Origin of the sequence: Desulfomicrobium apsheronum, assembly GCF_900114115.1 — a bacterium.
In the GTDB taxonomy this organism is placed as follows: domain Bacteria; phylum Desulfobacterota; class Desulfovibrionia; order Desulfovibrionales; family Desulfomicrobiaceae; genus Desulfomicrobium; species Desulfomicrobium apsheronum.
The window spans coordinates 35420-56756 of sequence record NZ_FORX01000021.1 but is presented as its reverse complement, the minus strand read 5'-3'; the positions used below and the strand labels follow the sequence as shown (position 1 = coordinate 56756).

Annotated in this window: 21 protein-coding genes and 1 tRNA gene; 6 read left to right on the top strand and 16 right to left on the bottom strand. The window is 56.7% G+C overall.

Features of this window, described 5'->3' with window-relative positions; all coding sequences use genetic code 11:
- Position 1: 1 nt before the first annotated feature.
- Positions 2 to 949: a phosphatidate cytidylyltransferase gene (locus BMZ40_RS16425; protein WP_218143790.1), complete on the bottom strand. Its 948-nt coding sequence runs from the start codon at positions 947 to 949 to the stop codon at positions 2 to 4.
- Positions 946 to 1551, bottom strand: coding sequence for a CDP-alcohol phosphatidyltransferase family protein (locus BMZ40_RS16420; RefSeq protein WP_092378483.1), 606 nt, complete (start codon positions 1549 to 1551; stop codon positions 946 to 948). Before BMZ40_RS16420 ends, BMZ40_RS16425 begins: the two co-directional genes overlap by 4 nt.
- Before the next feature lie 494 nt (positions 1552 to 2045).
- Here BMZ40_RS16420 and BMZ40_RS16415 point away from each other — a divergent pair, with 494 nt between their 5' ends.
- Positions 2046 to 3242 carry a pyridoxal phosphate-dependent aminotransferase gene (locus BMZ40_RS16415; RefSeq protein ID WP_092378400.1) on the top strand — a complete coding sequence of 399 codons (1197 nt, stop codon included), beginning with the start codon at positions 2046 to 2048 and terminating at the stop codon, positions 3240 to 3242.
- Positions 3243 to 3589: 347 nt separating this feature from the next.
- Here BMZ40_RS16415 and BMZ40_RS16410 read toward each other — a convergent pair whose 3' ends face one another.
- The 7 genes from BMZ40_RS16410 to BMZ40_RS16385 all read right to left on the bottom strand — a co-directional run bounded on the left by BMZ40_RS16410 (position 3590) and on the right by BMZ40_RS16385 (position 9973).
- Positions 3590 to 4270, bottom strand: coding sequence for a response regulator (locus tag BMZ40_RS16410; protein WP_092378397.1), 681 nt, complete (start codon positions 4268 to 4270; stop codon positions 3590 to 3592).
- Between the two features lie 28 nt (positions 4271 to 4298).
- Positions 4299 to 5741, bottom strand: coding sequence for an HlyD family type I secretion periplasmic adaptor subunit (locus BMZ40_RS16405; RefSeq protein WP_092378395.1), 1443 nt, complete (start codon positions 5739 to 5741; stop codon positions 4299 to 4301).
- 59 nt (positions 5742 to 5800) lie between these two features.
- Positions 5801 to 6100 carry a hypothetical protein gene (locus BMZ40_RS19365; RefSeq protein ID WP_143075673.1) on the bottom strand — a complete coding sequence of 100 codons (300 nt, stop codon included), beginning with the start codon at positions 6098 to 6100 and terminating at the stop codon, positions 5801 to 5803.
- Positions 6093 to 7232, bottom strand: coding sequence for a response regulator (locus tag BMZ40_RS16400; protein ID WP_092378392.1), 1140 nt, complete (start codon positions 7230 to 7232; stop codon positions 6093 to 6095). The genes BMZ40_RS19365 and BMZ40_RS16400 overlap by 8 nt, the downstream gene beginning before the upstream one ends.
- Before the next feature lie 714 nt (positions 7233 to 7946).
- Positions 7947 to 8022 (bottom strand) — tRNA-Ala (locus BMZ40_RS16395).
- Between the two features lie 57 nt (positions 8023 to 8079).
- Entirely contained in the window at positions 8080 to 9291 is a 1212-nt protein-coding gene (locus BMZ40_RS16390) for a bifunctional UDP-sugar hydrolase/5'-nucleotidase (protein ID WP_092378387.1), read from the bottom strand.
- 172 nt (positions 9292 to 9463) lie between these two features.
- A complete protein-coding gene (locus BMZ40_RS16385; RefSeq protein WP_092378384.1) occupies positions 9464 to 9973 on the bottom strand; it encodes an O-acetyl-ADP-ribose deacetylase in 510 nt (169 codons plus the stop codon).
- 368 nt (positions 9974 to 10341) lie between these two features.
- On the opposite strand from BMZ40_RS16385, the gene BMZ40_RS16380 reads away from it, so the two are divergent.
- Genes BMZ40_RS16380 through BMZ40_RS16365 form a run of 4 tightly spaced genes read left to right on the top strand, consistent with a single transcriptional unit; the run spans position 10342 to position 15093 of the window.
- A complete protein-coding gene (locus BMZ40_RS16380; protein ID WP_092378381.1) occupies positions 10342 to 10593 on the top strand; it encodes a DUF4212 domain-containing protein in 252 nt (83 codons plus the stop codon).
- A 22-nt stretch (positions 10594 to 10615) separates the two neighbouring features.
- Complete coding sequence (locus BMZ40_RS16375; protein WP_092378375.1) at positions 10616 to 12391, top strand: sodium:solute symporter family protein; 1776 nt, start codon at positions 10616 to 10618, stop codon at positions 12389 to 12391.
- A 51-nt stretch (positions 12392 to 12442) separates the two neighbouring features.
- Positions 12443 to 14356 (top strand): DUF294 nucleotidyltransferase-like domain-containing protein, encoded by a 1914-nt coding sequence (locus tag BMZ40_RS16370; protein ID WP_092378372.1) that lies wholly within the window; start codon positions 12443 to 12445, stop codon positions 14354 to 14356.
- Between the two features lie 2 nt (positions 14357 to 14358).
- Entirely contained in the window at positions 14359 to 15093 is a 735-nt protein-coding gene (locus BMZ40_RS16365; protein WP_092378480.1) for a 3'-5' exonuclease, read from the top strand.
- A 191-nt stretch (positions 15094 to 15284) separates the two neighbouring features.
- Here BMZ40_RS16365 and BMZ40_RS16360 read toward each other — a convergent pair whose 3' ends face one another.
- Positions 15285 to 16082: a sulfite exporter TauE/SafE family protein gene (locus BMZ40_RS16360; RefSeq protein ID WP_092378369.1), complete on the bottom strand. Its 798-nt coding sequence runs from the start codon at positions 16080 to 16082 to the stop codon at positions 15285 to 15287.
- 185 nt (positions 16083 to 16267) lie between these two features.
- Here BMZ40_RS16360 and BMZ40_RS16355 point away from each other — a divergent pair, with 185 nt between their 5' ends.
- Positions 16268 to 17548: an ATP-binding protein gene (locus BMZ40_RS16355; RefSeq protein ID WP_092378366.1), complete on the top strand. Its 1281-nt coding sequence runs from the start codon at positions 16268 to 16270 to the stop codon at positions 17546 to 17548.
- Between the two features lie 61 nt (positions 17549 to 17609).
- Here the strand turns inward: BMZ40_RS16355 and vapC are convergent, their stop codons facing one another.
- From vapC to BMZ40_RS16325, 6 genes are all read right to left on the bottom strand, one after another.
- A complete protein-coding gene (gene vapC, locus BMZ40_RS16350) occupies positions 17610 to 18017 on the bottom strand; it encodes a type II toxin-antitoxin system tRNA(fMet)-specific endonuclease VapC (protein WP_218143789.1) in 408 nt (135 codons plus the stop codon).
- Entirely contained in the window at positions 18014 to 18241 is a 228-nt protein-coding gene (vapB, locus tag BMZ40_RS16345) for a type II toxin-antitoxin system antitoxin VapB (RefSeq protein ID WP_092378363.1), read from the bottom strand. The genes vapC and vapB overlap by 4 nt, the downstream gene beginning before the upstream one ends.
- Before the next feature lie 258 nt (positions 18242 to 18499).
- A complete protein-coding gene (locus tag BMZ40_RS16340; protein WP_092378359.1) occupies positions 18500 to 18751 on the bottom strand; it encodes a hypothetical protein in 252 nt (83 codons plus the stop codon).
- A 32-nt stretch (positions 18752 to 18783) separates the two neighbouring features.
- A complete protein-coding gene (locus tag BMZ40_RS16335; protein WP_092378356.1) occupies positions 18784 to 19734 on the bottom strand; it encodes a hypothetical protein in 951 nt (316 codons plus the stop codon).
- Positions 19735 to 19835: 101 nt separating this feature from the next.
- Complete coding sequence (locus BMZ40_RS16330) at positions 19836 to 20831, bottom strand: glucokinase (protein WP_092378352.1); 996 nt, start codon at positions 20829 to 20831, stop codon at positions 19836 to 19838.
- Between the two features lie 102 nt (positions 20832 to 20933).
- Positions 20934 to 21332, bottom strand: a complete 399-nt coding sequence (locus BMZ40_RS16325; RefSeq protein WP_245751130.1) for a hypothetical protein — start codon at positions 21330 to 21332, stop codon at positions 20934 to 20936.
- Positions 21333 to 21337: the final 5 nt, after the last annotated feature.

Genomic DNA, 21337 nt, shown 5'->3' with positions numbered 1-21337 from the left:
CTCAGTGATACGTGTAGTAGATGAAATGGAAGAAGACCGGGGCCGTGAACGTCAGGCTGTCCACCCGGTCCAGAATGCCGCCATGACCGGGCAACATGTTCCCCGTGTCTTTTATGCCGATGTCGCGCTTGATCGCCGAGACGCAGATGTCCCCGAAAAAACCGGAAATGCCGATCAGCACCCCCGCCAGCAGCGCCTGCGATACGGTCATTGGGGTGAGATATGGTCCGACCAGGCCCGCCAGCAGGGCCGTGGTGGCCACTCCGCCGGCCAGACCCGCCCATGTTTTGTTCGGACTGACCGAAGGCACCACCTTGGCGTGACCAAACCCCTTGCCCCAGCAGAACTGAGCGATATCATTGGCTTCCGTCAGAATGACGAGGAGCAGAACCAGACTGACTCCGTAGTCGCCCTCCACATCCTCGCCGCGAAGGGTAAGCAGAAAGGCCGCATGGCTCAGACTGAACACCGTGGTCATGAGGCCCCAATGCAGCGTTCCCACGGCCTTGAGAAACCCTTGCGTATCCCCGCGTAGCAACATCCTGACGGGGAGCAGCAGGAAGCAGTAGACCGGAATGAAGATTATAAACATCCCGTACCAAGAGATATAGGCAAAATAATACTGGATCGGTATGGCGAGGTAAGCCCAGAACAGGACTCTGTGGTCGGCCCTTCTGGTAGGAATGAACGTGAGGTACTCTTTGAATGCCAGATAGAACACGATGCAGAAAAAGCTGATCGCGGCACCCCGTGAGGCGGACAGGGTTCCGAACAGCGGAAGCACGATGAGCCACCATGTTCTCGTGCGCACCAGCACTTCGCTGCGTTGCCTGTCTTGGCCGGAGCGATGTACCTCCTTCAGGGCCACACCAAGGGTGACCACGGCCAGGACGGCAAGTGTGGAGATCATGAAGAGTCTGGAAGGCGGCAACGCGTGAAGCGCGATCATGCCGCTCCTCCCTGCAAAGCCTTCCCGGCCCTCCGGAAAATCGTGACGACCAGCAGCATGACAATCCCGATCATAACAGCATGAGGCCAGGTCTCTCGCGGCGCCCCGCTCGCAAAGGCCAGCGAGAGCAGGCCAAAGGCCGCGGCACGATCACTCTTGCCCATGGGGCCGTCATATCGCCGACCGCCCCCAAACTGGACACCGAGAATCCCGACCATCTCGCTGAGCGTCCCCAGCACCACAGCCATCACGACCAACGGCGCGGAGCATCCCGGCACCACAGTCAGGGGCAGATACAGCGCCGCGTCGGAGACCACGTCGCCCAATTCGTTCAGCATGGCGCCCACATCGGACCGCATTCCGTGCTCCCGCGCCAGCATCCCATCCAGCGCATTGAAAGCCATCCGCACGAACAAAGCGCACGGCAAGACCGCAAGGGTCCATCTTGCCCCGGCGGAAAGCCAGACAAGACTGCCCGCCGCAGCAGACAAGATCGTGGCCGAGACAGTGACCTGATTTGCCGTAACACCATTATCCGCCAGAAATCGGCAGGCGGGGCGGAGCATATTCTGAAACTTGGATTTCAACGCATAGACGGTCATGACAGGACTCATCACCAATCCTGCGCGCACGGACGCACAGTGTGGCCTGATAGACATGACGGGAAAGACGATTCCATCCCGTGTTTGCGTCGTGACAGTGCAGAGAAAATCCTCGACCCACAATCAGGGTAAATACTTATTTTTAAAAGAATAATATGCGCTTTTTATTGAAGAAGACAGCGATTTTGCCAATATTATAAAAATGGCAGGGGGAACTTGGATTGCTTCTGCGACACCAAACAATACCTTGAATACGTGAAGCTCCTCCATTACCTCCGACGATACGGGTACAACGATTATCTGACATCGGACACTTCGCCTGCTCACGGGGACATCAGGCGCACCTTCAAGGCCAATGCGCGCCTGAGCAATGCCGTGTGAACCATGCTGGACAGCATCGAAGACGAGATCACCCGGCTCATGCACGCCGAGGACTATCCGGTTGCCTGGCGTTTCATCGAATCAGCAATTTTCAAACTCAAGTGAGGTCATCCATGCGCATCGCAGACAGAATCGCACGACTCGGCACCGAGACGGCCTTTGCCGTGGCCGCCCGCGCCGCCGCCCACAAGGCCGCCGGCCACGAGGTCTTTCCCTTCCATCTGGGCGACATGAACATCCCGACGCCCCAAAACGTCATGGACGCCGCCTGCGGGGCCATGCGCGCCGGGAAGACCGGCTATTGCCCGAGCCCCGGCATCCCGGAACTGCGCGACGCCCTGGCCGGGGATGTGAGCGCGGCCAGGGGAGTGGACTACTCCATGGAGAATGTGGCCATCCAGCCCGGCGGCAAGCCCGTCATCGGCAAATTCATCATGGCCTGCATGAATCCTGGCGAGGAGGTCCTCTACCCCAACCCGGGCTACCCCATCTACGAGTCCCAGATCGAATACCACGGAGGGGTTGCGGTGCCCTACCGCTACGTACGTGACGACGCGGGTTTCCATATCGACCTCGATTACCTGGAGAGCCTCGTCACGCCGCGAACCAAGGCCATCATCATCAACGACCTGCAAAACCCGCTCGGGGCCGAATGCACGCCGCAGGAGCGCGAACGACTGGCCTATCTGGCCATGCGCCACAACCTGTCAGTCCTTCTGGACGAGGCCTATTTCGACATCCGCTACGGCGGAAAAAGCTCCTCGCTGGCCGCCATTCCAGGCATGCAGGCACGCAGCATCATCCTCTACACCTTCTCCAAGAAGTTCGCCATGACAGGCTGGCGCCTGGGTGCCGCCATCGGGCCCAAGGCGGTCATCGACATCATCGCCAAGCTCAACGTCAACGACGAGTCTTGCTCCAACCACTTCATCCAGCACGGCGCCCTCGAAGGCCTGACCGGCGACCAGTCCGGTCCCAGAGCCATCCTTGAAACCCTCAAGGAGCGGCGCGACATTGCCGTCGATTTGCTGAACTCCATGCCCGGCGTGAGTTGTCCCAGGCCCGAAGCGACCTTCTACCTCTTTCCCGAAGTCACGGAACTCATGGCGCGCAAGGGCTTCGGCGCCGACTATGCGGCCTTCGCCGAGGACGTCCTGGTCAGAACGGGCGTCTCGCTCTGCACGCGCCTGCACTTCGGCCGCCCTCTGCCCGGGGAGAAACAGCGCTTCGTACGCCTTGCCTATTCGGGCATAGGCGCGGACGAAATTCGCAAGGGCCTGCTCGCCTTGAAAGCCTACGCGGAAGCATAGCCGCCCTGAATCCGACACAAAAAACACGACCCGACAAAAGGCATACCAAGACCGTGCTGCAAAAAAGTAGCGAAAAAACCTGAGAGCCATCCCCTCGAACGTATGCCCAGCATGGGTAGGCGGGCCATGTAGAACAATGGCGCGAAATCCATTCTTTTCAAATAGTTAAAAAGTCGTCATCCCCTTCTCCAAGGGGATGACGACTTTTTTGCGATAATGAAAAATCTTGCGATGCAAATAAAAAATCCCACGCTCACTATTAAAAATATGAAACGAGGAATTTTGAAATTTTCATGAACAAACAATCTTTTATGCGAATAAAAAATTTTTTCATACTTTCTTCTGCGTTAGTTTTTTAATTTTTTCTTCTGACTCTCATCAATTATAGTATCCAATACATAAAGTTTTCTTTGGCGAAGCTCGGAAAGATTGTGAATTCCGAGTTTCACGAGAATATTTGATCTGTGTTTATTCACGGTCTTGATGCTGATGAAAAGAATATCGGCAATCTCCTTGCTCTTTTTACCGTCAATAATAAGCCTCACTATCTGCTTTTCCCGTGCCGTAAGATTGTGCAGAGGAGGAAGGGATTTGCGATGTTGGTTGACCAAGAGATAATCATCGACAATTATCTTGGCCAATTTTGGGCTTATAAACACCTCATTTTTAAGAGAATAATGAATCCCCAAGAACAATTCTTCCGGCCCTGCCCCCTTGAGCACATAGGCGTTGGCGCCAAGGGCAAGAGCTTGAAAAAGCAGTTCGTTCTCTTCGCAAATGGTCAGCAAGATAACCGGAACCTTCGGCGCCGCCTGTTTCAACTGCCGCAGTACCTCCGTGCCGGGGATGTCGGGAAGTCGCAGGTCGAGCAAAACAATATCCGGGTGGACCATTCCAAAAAGCCTCAGCGCCTCCTTTCCACTGCCCGTATCCGCTTCGATACTGAATCCGCCCCGCATCTCAATCATGGTTTTCAATCCCTTGCGCAACAGGAGGTCGTCTTCAACCAAGAGAATCGTTTTTTTCATGCCCTTTCTCCGTAATAAGTACGTCCCATCACCTCTCCAGTAACGAGCTTTGTGCAGTTTTGAGGATAGGTTTCAGAATATATTCCAACACGGTCTTCTTTCCGGTGAGTACGTCCACCTCCGCAACCATACCTGGTATGATCGGGAGTTCTTCGCCAGCACGTCCTTTCAAGGATGCTTTATGCGTTCTTACCTTGATGAGGTAATAACTCTGTTTTTGCTGCTCGTCCGTGATGGCATCGGCGCTTATATGCTCCACGATGCCCGGCATGCTGCCGAAGATCGAAAAATCGTACGCCGTGATTTTTACATCGGCGGCCTGACCGGAATAAAGAAACGCGATATCTCGCGGCGAAACTTTTGCCTCTATCAACAGAGAATCTTCTCTCGGCACGATTTCAAGCATCTCCTTGCCGGCACCGACTGCTTCGCCGATCGTGCTCACAAAAACCCGCTTGACCGTGCCGTCCACCGGAGACCTGACACTCGTGCGGTCCATTTTGTCTTCCAGCGCGGGCAAGGTCTCTCTCACGCCTTCCATTTGCGTGCGAATCGCGGTGAGTTCATCCAGTATGGCGGAGCGTTGTCTGCCCTTCTGCTCCTCGATGCGATGATTAGCCCCCTCGACAGCCGCGAGCACCTTGGGGATTGCTATACGCGTATCGGCAATCTGGCCGGAAAGATCGGAGAATTCGCGCTGCGCCCGCAAGAGATCCATGTCCGAAGCCGCGCCTTTGGCTGTCATGCCGCGAATCATCTCCACTTCCTGTTTGAGCAGAGCATGGGTTTTCAGCTGAAAATCAAGCCGACTCCTGAGCTCCTTGAGCTCCTGGACGCGTTGCTCACGCTCACACTCAAGCACGCTCAACGCGCTCCGGCGACTGTCATTTCGCGAACGCAAAAGCCGACGCTGATTCTCGACGAGATGCGGCTTTTGATTCAGGATCTCTTCGGGAAAATCCATGTCCTCCCTCGCATTAAGCTCAGCCTCCAATCGGGCGATGGCGAGAATGGAATCAAGGTAGCCCGAGTGCTGTTCCCGAAATCTGGATCCCATCTGAATCTGATTCAGCAGGATGAGCAGTTGTCCCTTTGAGACCAGCTCCCCTTCACGGACCAGTATTTCCTTGACTATTCCTCCCTCGAAATTTTGGACACGCTTTATATCGGATGACGGAATGACTTTGCCAAAACCCCTTACCGTTTCATCGAGCGGAGCGTACGCGGCCCACGAAACAACGACAACAAACAAGAGTATGGCGGCAATCAGCAGACTATTGGCCACGAACTGATCCTTGGAATCGAGATCACGCAACTCCCCCACAAATCCATAAGCCGCGCCAGCCTTGCCCTTCGCCTCGGACCGAGAGGTCAATGCTGTTTTTGGTGCGGCAGGATCTTCCGAGCCGCTCTCGCCAACGATTCCTCCAACTTGAGGCTGAAGCCCCGGCCGATTTTTTTGCGAGTTCATTTCACTTCTCCCTTGCATCGTCGTTTCTCTGGAGTGACCGGAACGATCCTGGCGTGCATTTACAGCCCCACTGCCTTCTTTGATCCACACGCTTCACCGACCATCGTCTTTAATGACGACACTGCAAAAAGTCGCAAAAGAACCCGAGTGTCACTCCCGCGAAGGCGAAAATCCCTTCTTTTCAAACAGTTAAAAAGGAATGGATCCCCTTCTTCAAGGGGATGACGACTTTTTGCAGTGACCTCTTTAATGCTTTGATTCCCGCAAGAGGTACGCATTGATACTAAATCCCAATTCAATCCATCAAGAAATGTTGCAGATTTCGACAAAAATGACTTAACAAAAGTAAATTCATTCATAAGAAAACATGTCCTTGATAGCCATTATTTCATTCAATGATGCGATAAATATGTCTACAAGCTTGGGATCGAAATGATTTCCTTTCTCGCTGAGGATGATCATGATCGCATCATCCACAGTAAATGCATGTTTATATGCTCTTCGTGAAATCAAGGCGTCAAAGACGTCCACAAGTCCGACAATCCGCGCTTCAATGGGTATGTTCACACCGCGCAAGCCCTGTGGGTAGCCCTTTCCATCCCAACGTTCGTGATGCGACAAGGCCACCCTGTGCGCCACGCGCAACAAATCAGACTTTCCATCCGCCAAGGCCCTCGCGCCGATCACGGTATGTTGCTTCATGATTTCAGATTCTTCAGAAGTGAGCTCGCCCGGCTTGAGTAGAATGTGGTCCGGAATGCCTATTTTTCCAAGATCGTGCATTGAACTTGCCAAACTCAATTGTTCGGCTTCTTCTCGCGACATTCCGCATTTCAAAGCGATTACTTCAGTGTATGCCTGAATGCGGTTGATGTGATTTCCAGTGTCTACATCACGCATTTCTGCAGCAAGACATAATCTGAAAATCGTCTCCCGCTTTACTTCATTGAGCTCAATATTTTTTTCTTCAAGTTTTTTTGTTCTCTCAACCACTTTTATTTCAAGATTTGCATTATGCTCTTTCAATTTACGCTCAGCAATTTTAAGCTTCAAGTGTGTTCGCAGCCGAGCATTGACCTCAATCGTATCAAAAGGCTTTTTTATGTAATCTACAGCGCCAAGTTCAAAAGCTTTACTCAGGCTTAAAGGATCGTGTGCTGATGTAATGAAAATAATTGGAATATCGCTAGTATGCTCATTGTTTTTTATATATTTGCAAATTTCAAAACCATTCATGTCAGGCATGAACAAATCAAGAAGTACTATGTCTGGTAATGAGTACGACAAAGAATCAAATGCTATCTTGCTGTCTTGAGAAACGGAAATTTTTGAGTATGATTTAAGCGCCTCGATCAAAACAAGAATATTGATTTCATAATCATCTACAATAAGAATCCTGCATTCTTCCAATTCATCATTGTAATGATATATTTCATTATTCAAATGAATATGTAATTGATCAAATTCTCTGATTATTTTTTGGATTTGCATAAAAACCTCTTGTATAAAAATGGTTTTTATCGTTACTATAAATAAAATTGCGCGAAAATTAAGGAATTCTCACCCATGAGTACTTACATTACTTGCATATACTTCTTAGCTACAATGCCTATTCAATAGTATTTTCATAAACGCTTCCCTACTCAATTTGATACGTACTTATTAAAAAACCATTGCGTAAAATTGAATGAAGTCACCGGAAGCTGACTGCACCCGTCAAATCAGAATTCAGCAAAAGACTGTAATAATAGTAGAAAACATCGCATCACCACAAGCTGAAAAGTCGACACCCTACTTGAAACACCATGCAACGGCGACCAAAAAAAGCACCACAATCAACAAATGGCGGAAAAAATATTCTGGGCACAGATGAGTAGTAATTCGAAGAGGAAAGCAACAGTCAAAATCGGAATCCCGGAAACTCTGCTCTACCGCCAATCAGTTTGCGCTGTATTACCTTGAAAAACATGACCAAGGCCTGCCCGGAGCAGCGCCTGTATTTTGAAGTGAGGCGACGGATCAAAGGTGAAATGGGGGGGGATCGACGCGGGAAGTCTGGAGTAATTCTTGGCCGCCATGAAAATATGCAAGCAGTCTGGCGGCGCGTACGGCAAAAAAAACGCCGCAAACGAAAAAGCCGCCCTTTCGGACGGCTTTTTCGTTTGCGGCATTCAAGTAAACATAATGTTTTTTCAAGCGTTTAAGTGGTGGAGCTACGCGGGATCGAACCGCGGACCTCTTGAATGCCATTCAAGCGCTCTCCCAGCTGAGCTACAGCCCCACAACGCGAAAACGGTTACTGCCCAAACCATTTTAAAAAAGCAAGCATTTTTTCCAGCTATTCGAGTTCATCCAGCATTTCATGAATTTGCGCATCGGGCTCCGCTCCCAGGAGCACTGGCATGGTCTGGGTGATGCGCGCAATGCCTGCATCCCGGTGTTCCAGACGGACAGATCCAAAACCACGCCCCCCTGGGACGGCGGGGATGTATGCGGGCCTTCCTCGCGAAAACTCCATGCTGTCGCCCAGAATCACCCCGATCTCCTCGGCTCCGCCAAGCAGGCCGGCCATGTCCTCTCTTCCAAACTGCGTCAGAAGCACAATGCAGTCCACCTTGTCTTGCAGCCCCGGCAAAAGAGCGCGCAGGGCGCGAGCCGGGGCAATGAAGCGTGCTCCGGTAATCACTGCCCCGGGAATCGGGGGCAATAGACTCACTACGGCTACCCTGAGTCGGTTTCGCTCGAAAATCGCATAAGGCTTGATCCATGGCGAGGCGCCCTTTCCGAACTCCAGATTGGAGCAGACAAGGGGAAATTTCGCCATGCCGACAAGCTCCCGGAGCGCCACCTCGCCCATGGCCAAATCTTGCGGCCCGAGGCCCATGGCGTCGTAGCGCATACGGTTCATGGCCCGGACCAGGACCTTGTTTGTCATCTCCGAGCCAGCAAATCCCGAGGCAAATGCGTCTCCCGCGTCAAGCAGAAGGACACCCGGATCCTTTTCCCTGAAATACGCAATCGTGGACGGACGCCGGGCCAGCCCGCCCACGTCTCCTGTCAGGCCGGACTTCGGGAACACGTCTCCCCGGGTGTCGCCACTGAAAAGAATCGTGACGCCGGGTTCGGGAGGCGCGGCGGGCGCAGGCGTGGTCGCGGGCGCGGGCCGAACCGTGGGCTCAGGTGCCACGGGAGCGCGCAACGCCTTGTCGAAGCGTTCCTCGAACTGCGCGTAAACACTGCTCTTGCCCCCATGCGTGCGGTAGGCAATGGAAAGGCCGGCCAAGAGGCGGGCCACGTCGCCCATTGCCGGGTCCTGCTCCAGGCTGCGGACCCGCTGCAACCAGTCGGCGTAGGGGGAATTGTACGTAAAGCCGTAGCGCCGAAAAATGTCATCTTCCCGGAAAACGAGAAACTGCTGATGCAGGGTGTTCAGAACCTCGAACTCGGGAAGAATGGGCGCTTGCACCGCGACCGGCGCCTGAACCGGAGCGCGTTGCCCGGAGCAGGCAAAAAAGGAGAAAAGGCACAGCAGGCAGACGATGATCTTCATGTTCTTCCCGGCAATTGTGTTCAGTGGATGCTCATCGCGTATAAGCGGCGGATTCAAAACGCTTTGTTGCCCAAGGTCTAGCCCATGCCCCCTGCAAAATAAAGGGGCTCCGCCCAGGACGCGAAAGTCAGGCGCGGCCCTCAGGCAAGAAAACGCCCCGCATCCGGAATCATCAGTCACCTTCTTTGGCAAGACATTGCTCGTACAAGCGCCGCATTGATTCGGAAAAGCATGCAATGACCACCGAGGCTGGCGCCAGATGCTCGCGCTGAAAAACCCGAACCTGGGACACGGCCACGGCACAGGCTTCTGCCGCCGGAAAACCGTACGCTCCGCAACTGATGGCCGGAAAAGCCACGCTGCCCAGGCCGTGCTCCAGCGCCAAAGTCAGGCAGGCCCTGTAGCAATTGGCCAATACTTCCCGCTCGCCCTGCCCGCCGCCTTTCCAGACCGGGCCTACGGTGTGGATTACGTATCTGGCAGGCAGACGGTAGCCTCTGGTTATCCGCGCCTCTCCTGCAGGGCATCCCCCAAGGGTGCGGCATTCGGCCAAGAGTTCGGGACCTGCCGCTCGATGAATGGCGCCGTCCACCCCGCCTCCGCCCAAGAGCGAAGAATTGGCCGCGTTGACGATGGCATCCACCTGCAATGTCGTGATGTCGGCTACGACAATGGAAATCATGATATCCCTCCTTCACTCGGCAATGTGTGAATTCGACCGCTGACCCTGCGCCTGACGCAAGTCACGGCCAAAATGAGTCCGTTCCCCGCCGTAAAACGCTTCCAGAGCCTCTGCACAATGTGCGTACATAGTTCGAACATCCACTTATTACCATCACTTATCACCTACAACCGAACGGTAGCCGCAACCCGGTCAGCGGCTACAAATTCCCATTAGCCAGTTCAATTCGACTCCTTTCGCCAATAACCTGTTTCTCCCTCCATTCACCGGAAAGCAGATGCAATGCTTTGCAAAGCGTGTCAGAAAACATCCAAGCTCAATCGGGTGAAGCCACATTTCATCAACGCTTTTTTCACAGGGGGGACAACATGGATATGTCAATGCAAAGTTACTGGAAAAGAAACAAAACGTACATGCTCATCCTTTTGGCCATCTGGGCGACGGTATCCTACGGATTCGGGATTTTATTCGTCGAACAACTCAACGCCTTCCATCTTGGCGGATTTCCTCTAGGTTTCTGGTTTGCCCAGCAAGGGTCGATCTATGTTTTCGTACTCATCATCCTTGCCTACTTCCTGCTCATGGATCGGCTGGATAAGAAATACGACGTGCATGAATAGCAACTGACCAACCGGAGGAATCATGTCACTGCAAATCTGGACTTATCTCATCGTGGGCGCGACGTTCGCCCTCTACATAGGAATCGCCTGGACATCCCGCGTCAAGGACACAAAGGGCTTTTACGTCGCCGGAGGCGGTGTTCCGCCCTTGGCCAACGGAATGGCCACGGCGGCCGACTGGATGAGCGCCGCCTCTTTCATCTCCATGGCCGGCATGATCTCGTTCATGGGCTATGCTGGCTGCATGTACCTCATGGGCTGGACCGGCGGCTACGTGCTCCTGGCCCTGCTCCTGGCCCCCTATCTGCGCAAGTTCGGCAAGTTCACGGTCCCGGACTTCGTCGGCGACCGTTATTATTCCTCGGCGGCCAGGCTCGTGGCGCTGATCTGTGCCATCTTCGTCTCCCTGACCTACGTGGCCGGGCAGATGCGCGGGGTCGGCATCGTCTTCAGCCGCTTTCTGGAAGTCGACGTCAATACCGGAGTCATGATCGGCATGGTCCTGGTTTTCCTGTACGCGGCCATCGGCGGCATGAAGGGCATCACCTGGACCCAGGTGGCCCAGTACTGCGTGCTGATCACGGCCTTCCTCATTCCGGCCATCGCCATCTCGCTCAAGCTGACCGGCAATCCCATCCCGCAGGCAGGTTTTGGAAGCACCATTCTCGCTGGAGCCGACTCGGGCAAGTATCTGCTCGAAACCCTGAACCAGATCGGCAGGGATCTTGGCTTCGCCGAGTACACCAGCGCGTTTGGCGCGGGCACGAAACCCATGATCGACGTCTTCGCCATCACCATGTGTCTCATGGTCGGCACGGCCGGACTGCCCCACGTCATCATCCGTTTCTACACCGTGCCCAGCGTCCGGGCCGCCCGCCTCTCGGCCTTCTACGCCATTCTGTTCATCGGCATCCTCTATACCACGGCTCCGGCTCTGGGCGCGTTCTCCCGCTATACCCTGACCAAGGCACTGAGCGAAACATCGTACTCCTCGGTACCCGCCTGGTTCGGCAACTGGGAAAAAACAGGTCTTCTGGCCTGGGTGGACAAGAACAATGACGGCATCATCACCTACAGGGCCGGTGCGGCCTTCGCGGGCAAGCCAACCTACAGCGGAGAAACGGGTGCACACGGCCAGCGACTGATCACGAACGCGCCTCTCGACAACGCCAACGAACTTTACATAGACAACGACATCATGGTCCTGGCCACCCCCGAAATCTCGCAGCTTCCGCCCTGGGTCATCGCCCTGGTCGCGGCAGGCGGACTTGCCGCTGCCCTGTCCACGGCGGCCGGACTCTTGCTGGTCATCGCCTCGTCCATCTCCCATGACCTCTACTACCGCATCATCAACCGCGGCGCCTCGGAGAAGATACGCCTGCTCGTGGGCCGGGTCATGATCGGCGTGGGCGTCATCATCGCGGGATACTTCGGCATCAACCCTCCGGGATTTGTCGCCCAGGTCGTGGCGCTGGCTTTCGGACTGGCTTCGTCCTCCTTCTTCCCCATCATCGTGCTCGGCATCTTCTGGAAGCGCGCAACCAAGGAAGGAGCCATCAGCGGCATGATCAGCGGTATCGGATTCACCATGCTCTACATCGTACAGACCAAGTTCATGGGCGTGTCTCCCTGGTTCTTCGGCATCAGCCCCGAAGGCATCGGAACGGTGGGCATGGTCATCAACTTCGCGGTCACATTCGGCGTCTCCATGATCACCAAGGCTCCGCCGCTCGCCGTGCAGGAGATGGTGGAAAGCGTGCGCATCCCGCGCGGAGCGGGTGCGGCCATCGATCACTAGCCAAACAAAACAGGGGCCGGGAAACCGGCCCCGCAACCCAAGGACAACGCCATGAACGCGGGAATTCAGCCTGCGGGATACGACAGCATCATCACCTTTCTTGAGAGCACTCTGCCCTTTTCCGAACTGGAGAGGCAGAGTCTTGTCCGTCTTGCCCGAGGCTGCCTGGTGGACTTCTTTCCAGCCGGAACGCGGCTGCTGCGCCGGGGGATTAGCGAGGTCGACGGCCTCTACCTGATCCAGAAAGGAGCCATCCGCCTTTTTCTTGAGGACGAGGGCATTCTCATGGACATCCGCACCGAAGGGGCATCCCTTGGCGCACTGTCGCTTTTCAACGGTGAAAAGGCGGCCATGGATGCCGAAACGGTCGAAGACACCTTCATCATCAAGATTCCCCGCGACCGTTTTTTCGAAGCCGTGCATCTCAACCCGGGCATCCCGCGCTTCTACCTCAAATCCTTCGCCGACACGTTCCTCTCAAAGGCCTTCGAGGAAATGCGCTGCAAGACCCTCCCGGCTCATGAAGACCACAGCCTGCATCTCTTCAGCAATCCCGTTGGCGATCTCGTCTCCCGCGAACCCGTCAGCGTGCCCTTTGGCCTGAGCATCCAGGCCGCGGCCAAGGAAATGATCCGGCACAACACGGGCTCGCTCCTGTTCCGTGAACCCTCTGGGGAGATCTGCGGCATCATCACGGACACGGACCTACGCAAGGCCATGGCCCTGGGCCTTGACCTGCAGGCCCCGGCCGAGACCATCATGACCACGCCGGTGGAGAGCATCGACGCCGGAGCGGTATGCTTCGACGCCCTGTTGACCATGATGTCCAAGAACATCCATCATCTCGTGGTCAAATCCAACAACAGGCTGCAAGGCATCATCAGCTCCCACGACATCATGCTCCTGCAGGGCCGCTCGCCCATGTCCGTGTTCCGGGAAATCGCCTCGCGCACCACCATCCCCGGGCTCTATCCGCTGCACGACAGCATCACCCCGGTCATCCGCACCCTGGTCCAGCAAGGCGCCAAAGCGGGCAACATCACCCGCATGATCGCAATCCTGAACGACCAGATCATGTCCAAGCTCCTTGATCTCATGCTGCGCGAACTGGGTCCGCCTCCGGTCAAATTCTGCCTCCTGCTCATGGGCAGCGAGGGCCGCCGCGAGCAGACCTTCGCCACGGACCAGGACAACGCGCTGGTCACTGAAAACTGCGGAGTGGATTTTCTGGAGCGCGCGGCCGAGACCTATTTTTCGGCCTTCACCGAACGCATGGTCGGGCATCTCATAAACTGCGGCTTTCCGCGCTGCCCTGGCGACATGATGGCCTCGAACCCCCAGTGGCGAGGCTCGCTTGATGCGTGGAAAAACCGGGTCACCACCTGGACCACCGCGCCCGAACCCGAGCGCGTCCTGGCCAGCTCCGTTTTTTTCGATTTCAGGGGCATTTACGGGCACAAGGATCTGGCCGAAAACCTGCGCCTGCACGTCACCAACGCCTGCGCCGGCAAAGATCTGTTCCTGCGCTACCTGGCCGCAGAATGCCTGAATTCCAAACCGCCGCTGACATTCTTCAAGAATTTCATGGTTGAAAAGGATGGAGCCCACAAGAACACCCTGGACATAAAAACCAGGGGCCTGCTGCCCTTCATGGACTTTGCGCGGGTCATGGCTCTTTATCACGGAATCCGGGAAACGAGCACCCTTGGCAGGCTTGAACTGCTGCATCAGGAGGGGCATCTATCGCGCGATTTGTTCCACGAAGCGCGGGAGGCCTTCGAATTCCTGCTGCATTCGCGGCTCATGCACCAGCTCGAACAGATGGAGCAGGGCGTGCCACCGGACAACCGCCTTGACCCGGGGACCCTCTCGGCGCTGGAAAAAAGAACCCTGCGCGAAGCCTTCGGCGTGATCACCCCGCTGCACGGAGTGTTGCGCGAAGTCTTCCGGCTGAACATGGCATGAGCATGAATCTTCCCACACCGAAAAGTCTGCTCGCCCTGATGGGACTTGGTCAAAAAGGCTCAAGCCTGCCCGCGCTGGACGAAAACAACCGTCTATGCCGCCAGCTGGACCAGACCCGCCCCCTGGAGGATTACGTCTACACGGTGCTGGACACGGAACTGACCGGCCTCTCAGCCCGCAAGGAGGAAATCGTCTCCATCGGAGCCGTGCGTGTGCGCGGACTGGCCATCGTGCCGGGCGAAAGCTTCAGCGTTCTGGTGCGGCCCAGCATTCCGCTCCCCAAGACAAGCACCCTCATCCACCGCATCACCCCCGAGGCCATCGCCAAGGCCCCGCCCCTGGTCGAGGTCCTTCCCGGGCTGATCGAATTCTGCAAGGGCACCCTCATCGTCGGCCACCACGTTGGGTTGGACATGAGCTTCCTGAACAGGGCCTGCAAAAAGAATCACGGCCGACCACTGGCCAATCCCTGCCTCGACACCATGCGCATGGCCATGCTGTGGCGCGAGAAGCGCACGCCCTCGCATTACGAACAGTACAACCTGAGCATCTCCTATGTGCTGACCGACCTGGCCCGGGAGTTCGAACTGCCCCGTTTCACGGCCCACGATGCCTTGGGCGATGCCCTCCAGACAGCCTACCTCTTCATCTACCTGGCCAAGAAGATCGCCGGCAACAGGCCGCTTACCCTGCGCGAATTGTTCCGCGCCGGACAGAGCTGGCGCTGGTACATGTAGAACCGTCACTGTCCCGGAGGCGAACGCGTCAGTTCCCGGTCGGCTGAAACCGACCGAGAGCGCCCGGCAAATGGCCAAAAAAAACGGAACGATTCCCCGTTATGGAAGAATCGTTCCGGATCAGTCAAAGACGCAATCATCCGGCAGGCAAAAAAACCGGGACCGCAAAGGACCCGGCCGCCCCGCCCCGGCTAGAAAAGCGAAACCAGCATCTTGGTGCCGACCAGAAAGAGGATCAGCGCGAACACCCTCTTCAGTTTGTCCACGGGCAGGCTGTGAGCCAGACGCACGCCCAGGGGAGCGGTGATGACGCTCATGACCGCGATGGAGATCAGCGCCGTCATGGATATGTAGCCGAGGGAAAAAGGCGGCAGGTTTTCGGTCCCAAGGCCGTTGACGATGTAGCCCAGGGTTCCCGCCACGGCGATGGGAAAGCCGATGGCTGCGGAAGTGCCGATGGCCTTGTGGATGGGAATGTTGTGCCAGACCATGAACGGCACGGAAAGTGTGCCCCCGCCGATGCCGACCAGGCTCGAAACCACCCCGATGACATTGCCCGCCCCAAACATCCCCGCCGTTCCAGGCATAACGCGCGACGGCTTGGGTTTCTTCCCGGAGAGCATCTGGTAACAGACGTAGTAAAGAAAAATGACGAAGAATATCTTGAGCGCTCCGGTGCTCATCTGCGCGGCCACCCAGGCTCCGAGGAACGTGCCGACCAGGATGCCGACTACGATGCGCCTGACCACGCTCCACTCCACCGCGCCCCGGCGATGATGGGCCATGAAGCTCGAAACCGAGGTGAACATGATGCTGGCCATGGAGGTGCCCAGCGCCATATGCATGATCAGCTCCTGGGGCAGGTTCTGCAACTCCATGCAAAAAACCAGCATGGGCACGATGACAAGTCCGCCCCCGATGCCCAGCAATCCGGCCAGAACGCCGGCCACCGCGCCCACGGCCAGATACAAAGCGACTACTTCAAACATGAGATCCTCCCGATGGAGGCCGCGCAGGACATGCCGCGAACGACCCGATAAATTGGTAGGACCAATATTTGAACCAGTCTGACGTGCTTGTCAACGCCGCGTGGCGCAAATGAGCGGATTCGTGCTTGCAATTCCGGCTGGGGCGGGGGCATCATCGCCCATCAACCGCGCAACCAGGGACCATCATGGGACACATCACAAGCAAGGACATCTTCCGCAAACTCGGACACCGCCTCGACCAGGCCCCGGTGCGCACCCCGTGGACACCGATCTTCAGACAATTGGTGGAAGAGCTGTATTCCCGGCCCGAGGCCGAACTGGTCGCGCGCATGCCCTACCGCCCCTCTACCTTGGAGCGCATCTCAGGCATGCTTGGCGAACCCGAAGACGCCCTGCGCCCCATGATCGAAGGACTCTGCGCAAAGGGCCTGGTCATCGATATCTGGGACGGCGCGCGCTACCAGTACATGGTCAGCCCCATTGTCATCGGCTTCTTCGAATTCACCATGATGCGCACCGGGCCGGATCTGCCGCGCGCACGCTGGGCGGAACTTTTTCAGGCCTACATGTTCGGAGACAAGGATTTCCTGCATGCCAATTTCGGTGACGGTCAGGCCACCTCGGTCATGCGTGCCCTGCCGCACGAAGAGGCGCTGGGTGAACATGTGGAGATTCTGGATTACGAGAAGGCTTCCGCGCTCATCGAGGAGCACACGGAATTTTCACTCGGCCTGTGCTCCTGCCGCCACGAGAAGCACCACCTCGGGCACGCTCCCTGCCGCACGCCCATGGACACCTGCACCTCCATGGGCACCGGCGCGCGCTTCCTGATCCGCAACGGCTTCGCCAAACCCATCGACAAAATGCAGATGCGCGACATCCTGGCCCGCTCCCGGGACCAGGGCCTGACCCTGACTGCCGACAACGTCCGCCGCGACGCCGGCTTCATCTGCCACTGCTGCGGCTGCTGCTGCAATCTGCTCCAGGGCGTGCGGGAGACCGGATACACGGGCATCCTGGTCACCTCGAACTTCGTGGCCGTGGTGGACGAAAACCTGTGCACGGGCTGCGGCCTGTGCGCCAAGGCCTGCCCGGTCAACGCCGTGGATATGCACGCACGGGAAGCCGCCAACGCGTCCCGCAAGCCCGCGAAACTGGCGCGGATCGAAGAAGTGTGCCTGGGCTGCGGGGTCTGCGCCCTGAAATGTCCAACCGGAGCGCTCAAGCTTAAGCCTCGCCCGCAAAAAGTATATCACCCCGAAGACAGCTTCGAGCGGGTCATGCTCCAGGCACTGGAACGCGACACCTTCCAGACCTTCATCTTCGATAATCCAGAGAGCCGCACCCAGGAGTTCATGCGCGCCCTTGTCGGCGGATTCCTGAAACTCCCGCCGGTCAAACGGGCGCTCCTGGGCGAAAAACTGCGCTCGCGCTTTTTGTCGGCATTGCGCCGGATGGCGGGATAGATAACGACATCAAATTTTTGTCACCGCGCAGGAAACGTGCGCTTTCAACGTGCCACTGATCTCATTCCACCGTCCAATTTTCCATTCGCAGGTGCGGAACGCGCACAAACTCCTTCAAATTATTGCTCACCAGAACACAATCCAGTGCCAGGGCGTGGGCGGCGATGAGCATGTCCAGCGAGCCGATAGGTGTGCCTTGCCGTTCCAGACAGGCTCGCAGGTCTCCGTACCGCCCTGCAGCCGAGTCATCATAGGGCATGATTTCCAGCGGGGCCACGAATTGCGTCAGTGCGATCCGATTCTGCTCGGGACGCGAACTTTTGGCCGCACCATACATCAGTTCACTGAACGTTATGGACGAAATGCCGATGCTTGAAACATCAGCCTTCCGAAAACGCTCCAGCACCTGCGTTGGGCTGCGCTTGATGACGTAAATGCAAATATTCGTGTCCAGTAAATAGGTGATCACAGCTCTTCCCGCGCATCAAGCGGCGGCTGCTCCCTCGTGTTCATGAAATCGGAAGAAAACTGGTCCAGACTGTTCACCAGTGGCGACCATGGATCGTCCTTGGGCAATAAAATTACCATGTTGCCGATTTTCCTGACGTACACGTCCTCTCCGGAAAACCGCAACTCCTTGGGTAGCCTGACGGCTTGACTTCGACCATTGTTAAAAAGCTTGGCGGTCTGCATGGTGAACCTCCGTTTTTGATAGATACCATGATATATACCACCAAGACCCTATTGGCAATTCGGAGGACTACCCAGTTATTAAAAGATTCGGAGTTTTAAGAATTTCAGCCAAAATACCAAATTGAATTCAGGAGCAGGTGGGCTCTTTGAACTCACCCTGTGCTTTCCTCAAGAGGGATCAATGCCCTCCCCACCACCGCTGGCGTGCTCATGACCCCGGGCAGACTGCGGTCAGGGGGCTGCAAAGCCCCCTTAAGACTATTCCTCCGGTTCCGAACTGTAGGTACGGATGGAAACGATCTCCTCCCAGCCATAGTAGGTATTTACGGACATTCCCTCTTCCTTCTCGGTCACGCGCAGAAAGTCGGAGCCCAGGAAAAGAACGGCCTTTTCATAGATCCGGCCTTCATTGATCTGAATCTTGAGCCCTTTTCTGAGCTTGCGCGAGAGTGTCCCATGCAGAGGCATGGACGCATATTCCACCACTTTTTCCAGACAACTTACGTTCACAATTCCTCCTTTGCGGATTGGTTCGTTGGGATCTACCACTTACCCGCGCCCATGGAGCACATGGGTGACAGCGACGGCAGCGGCAGAAAAAATCGGGAAGCCGTGACTCCTTCGGTCTTGACCTTGATGCGCGGGGAATCCGCGAAGGTGAAGCTGACCTGTCCGGGGCTGAAATCAAGAGTGATGGAGCCCGCCTCCATGCGTTCGCCATCACAGGGGTGACGGCGCAGGGGCGGGGCCAGGGTTCGCTTGCGGCCGTTTTCCAGCTCCACCTCGAAAGCGTGAGCCGCCGTCGTCAGGCCAAGCAAGGCTCCATTCTCGCGGAAGCGCAGTGAATTTCGATCGCCGCAGATACCCACCGCGTCCTGGTCAAAGGCCAAAAGTTCGCCCAGAGGCGTCCGCACGGCCACGGGACTGGCCGGTTCCAGGGAGCGCAACACCCCGCTGTCGAAAAACGAAACTCCGGACCTTGCACCGATGTTTCCCAATGGAGTGGGCACTTCGAGCACCGTGTCCGGCCAGAGGGTCAGGCTGCGCAGATTGCCTTCGGGGCCAAAATAGACGCAGACCGGCTTGACCCGGGCGCATCCGATGGGCGTGTCCAAGTTCAGGGGCGTGGCCATGGCGGCCTCGTCCTCCTGGGTCCAGTAACCGCTCAAGGTGCCGTTCAAGGGGAAGACGCGCTTGACGGCTCCGGTATCGTAGAAGGTGACCTGTTCGGCGGGCAGCATGCCAAGCGGAGTCGGGACCATGACCTGCTCTTCCAGCGGAAGATTGCGGAGCATGCCGTTTGGATGAAAGGAGATGGCCGGCAACTGGCGTTTGCGCAGGCTGCTGGCGGTGAACTGGGGGACAAGGGAACCAAGGGGTGTGAACAGCGGACAAGACCGGGCGGCGATGCAGGACTGCACGGTGCCGCCCGAAAAAAACTCGATGCTGGGAAGGGTTTCAAGAACTCCGAAAGGCGTTGTGATGACGGGCATGGCAGCCTCCTGTTGAGGAGGCTGAAGCAGCTCTTGTGCCAGTCACAACTAATTGATTTTTATACTGGCAGCTTAAAAAATACCGACACTTTCGTAGGTTGCTACCTCACAAAAATGTGGCTGACGTCCTTTATACCAGCGTCTAGGAGCGATCGTCCGTGGCTGGCCGCGCCGCGCAGGCCCGTATCGGGGATGGTGATCAGCCGGACGGGAACCTCGGCCAGAAGATGCCCATAGGCCGGGCAATCGCAAAATTCGCGCAAAAATTCATGGTGAGTGGCAAAAAAGGGATTCTTGACCGCTATCCCGCCGCACAGGTCAAGGCCTCCCCAGGCCAACACATTGAGAACGTAGCCCCTGCACACGCGGCCGAAGAACCGCGCGAACCAGGCAGTCGTTTCGCTTTCAGGCCCGATCTCCCGGGCCACCTCCGCCGGGGACAGGTCGCGCCCCGTCAGAAACAGGTGCATGGCGACAAGGCCCCGGCCCGAGACCACGATGTCGCCGAATGCGTGGGAATGGCCGGTGCGGTCCTTTAGAAAGCGCAGAAACTCGAACTCGCGTTCGGTGACAAAAGCCAGGGGAGCGTGACCGCCCTCGGAGGGCAAGGCCAGAAAATCAGGACAGCCGGAGGTCAGGGGAGCCAGGGCGCAAAGGCCAAGCCCCGTCCCCGGGCCTACCGCCGCCACCACTCCGGACCGAGGCACTCCCTTCTGTATCGAAATGGAGGACCCGGCCGCGTCGCGGGTCCGGCAGCCAAGGGCCTGAGCCACGAAATCGTTGATCAGGACGGTTCGCTCAAACGGTAATCCGCCCGTGGACTCACGCAGATCGATGTCCCAGGAGGCATTGGTCAGGCTGCAACTCACCCCGTCCCGAACAGGTCCGGCCACGGCCAGGACGACCTGATCCGCGTCCATGGGATCAAGGCTCAAGCCCCCCTCCCGAATCCGCAGCAGCAAGTGCTCAAGGGAAGAGACCGAGTCGGTCAGGACGGTAAATGACTCCAGAAGTTCCGGATCCTGGCCCGGCGAATGAGCGAAAAGTCCAAAACGGCTGTTTGTCCCGCCGATGTCGGCGGCCAGAATATACGCCATGCGCTGCTCCTGAAAATAAAAGCAGTGATCCGCTCAAGGTCTGCCAGTCATGGGCCTTGACCGGCAAGGACACGCCCTCTTCGGTCAAAAAGCCCAGCCGCCCTATTTTGCCGCGCCGGCTCCGGCTTCACGGATACGCTCGACCACATAGGTCACGAGATCCTCGTCGGCCTCGTCGACGTTGAAGCAACGGGCATCCTCACCCATGAGACCGCCGGGAACCCAGTCGCCCTGCTCCTGTTCGTCGGTGACCAGATCGTCGTAAAAGCAGACCGAAAGCCAGCGCTGTTCCGGATCGTCGTCGATGACGTCGATCAGCGCGAAGAGGTCCCGTCCCTGCTGGTCCGGATGCGCGCCACGCAGGGAATAGGTGATGCCCGGGCGGGCCTTGAAATCAAGGGTTACGCCATCGACAGCCTCAAGAGCCTGTCTGAAAACCAGAAATGCATCCTTGGCTTCGCAGGAATCCCACGTGGAAACAAACGCCTCAAATTCTTCCATCACGT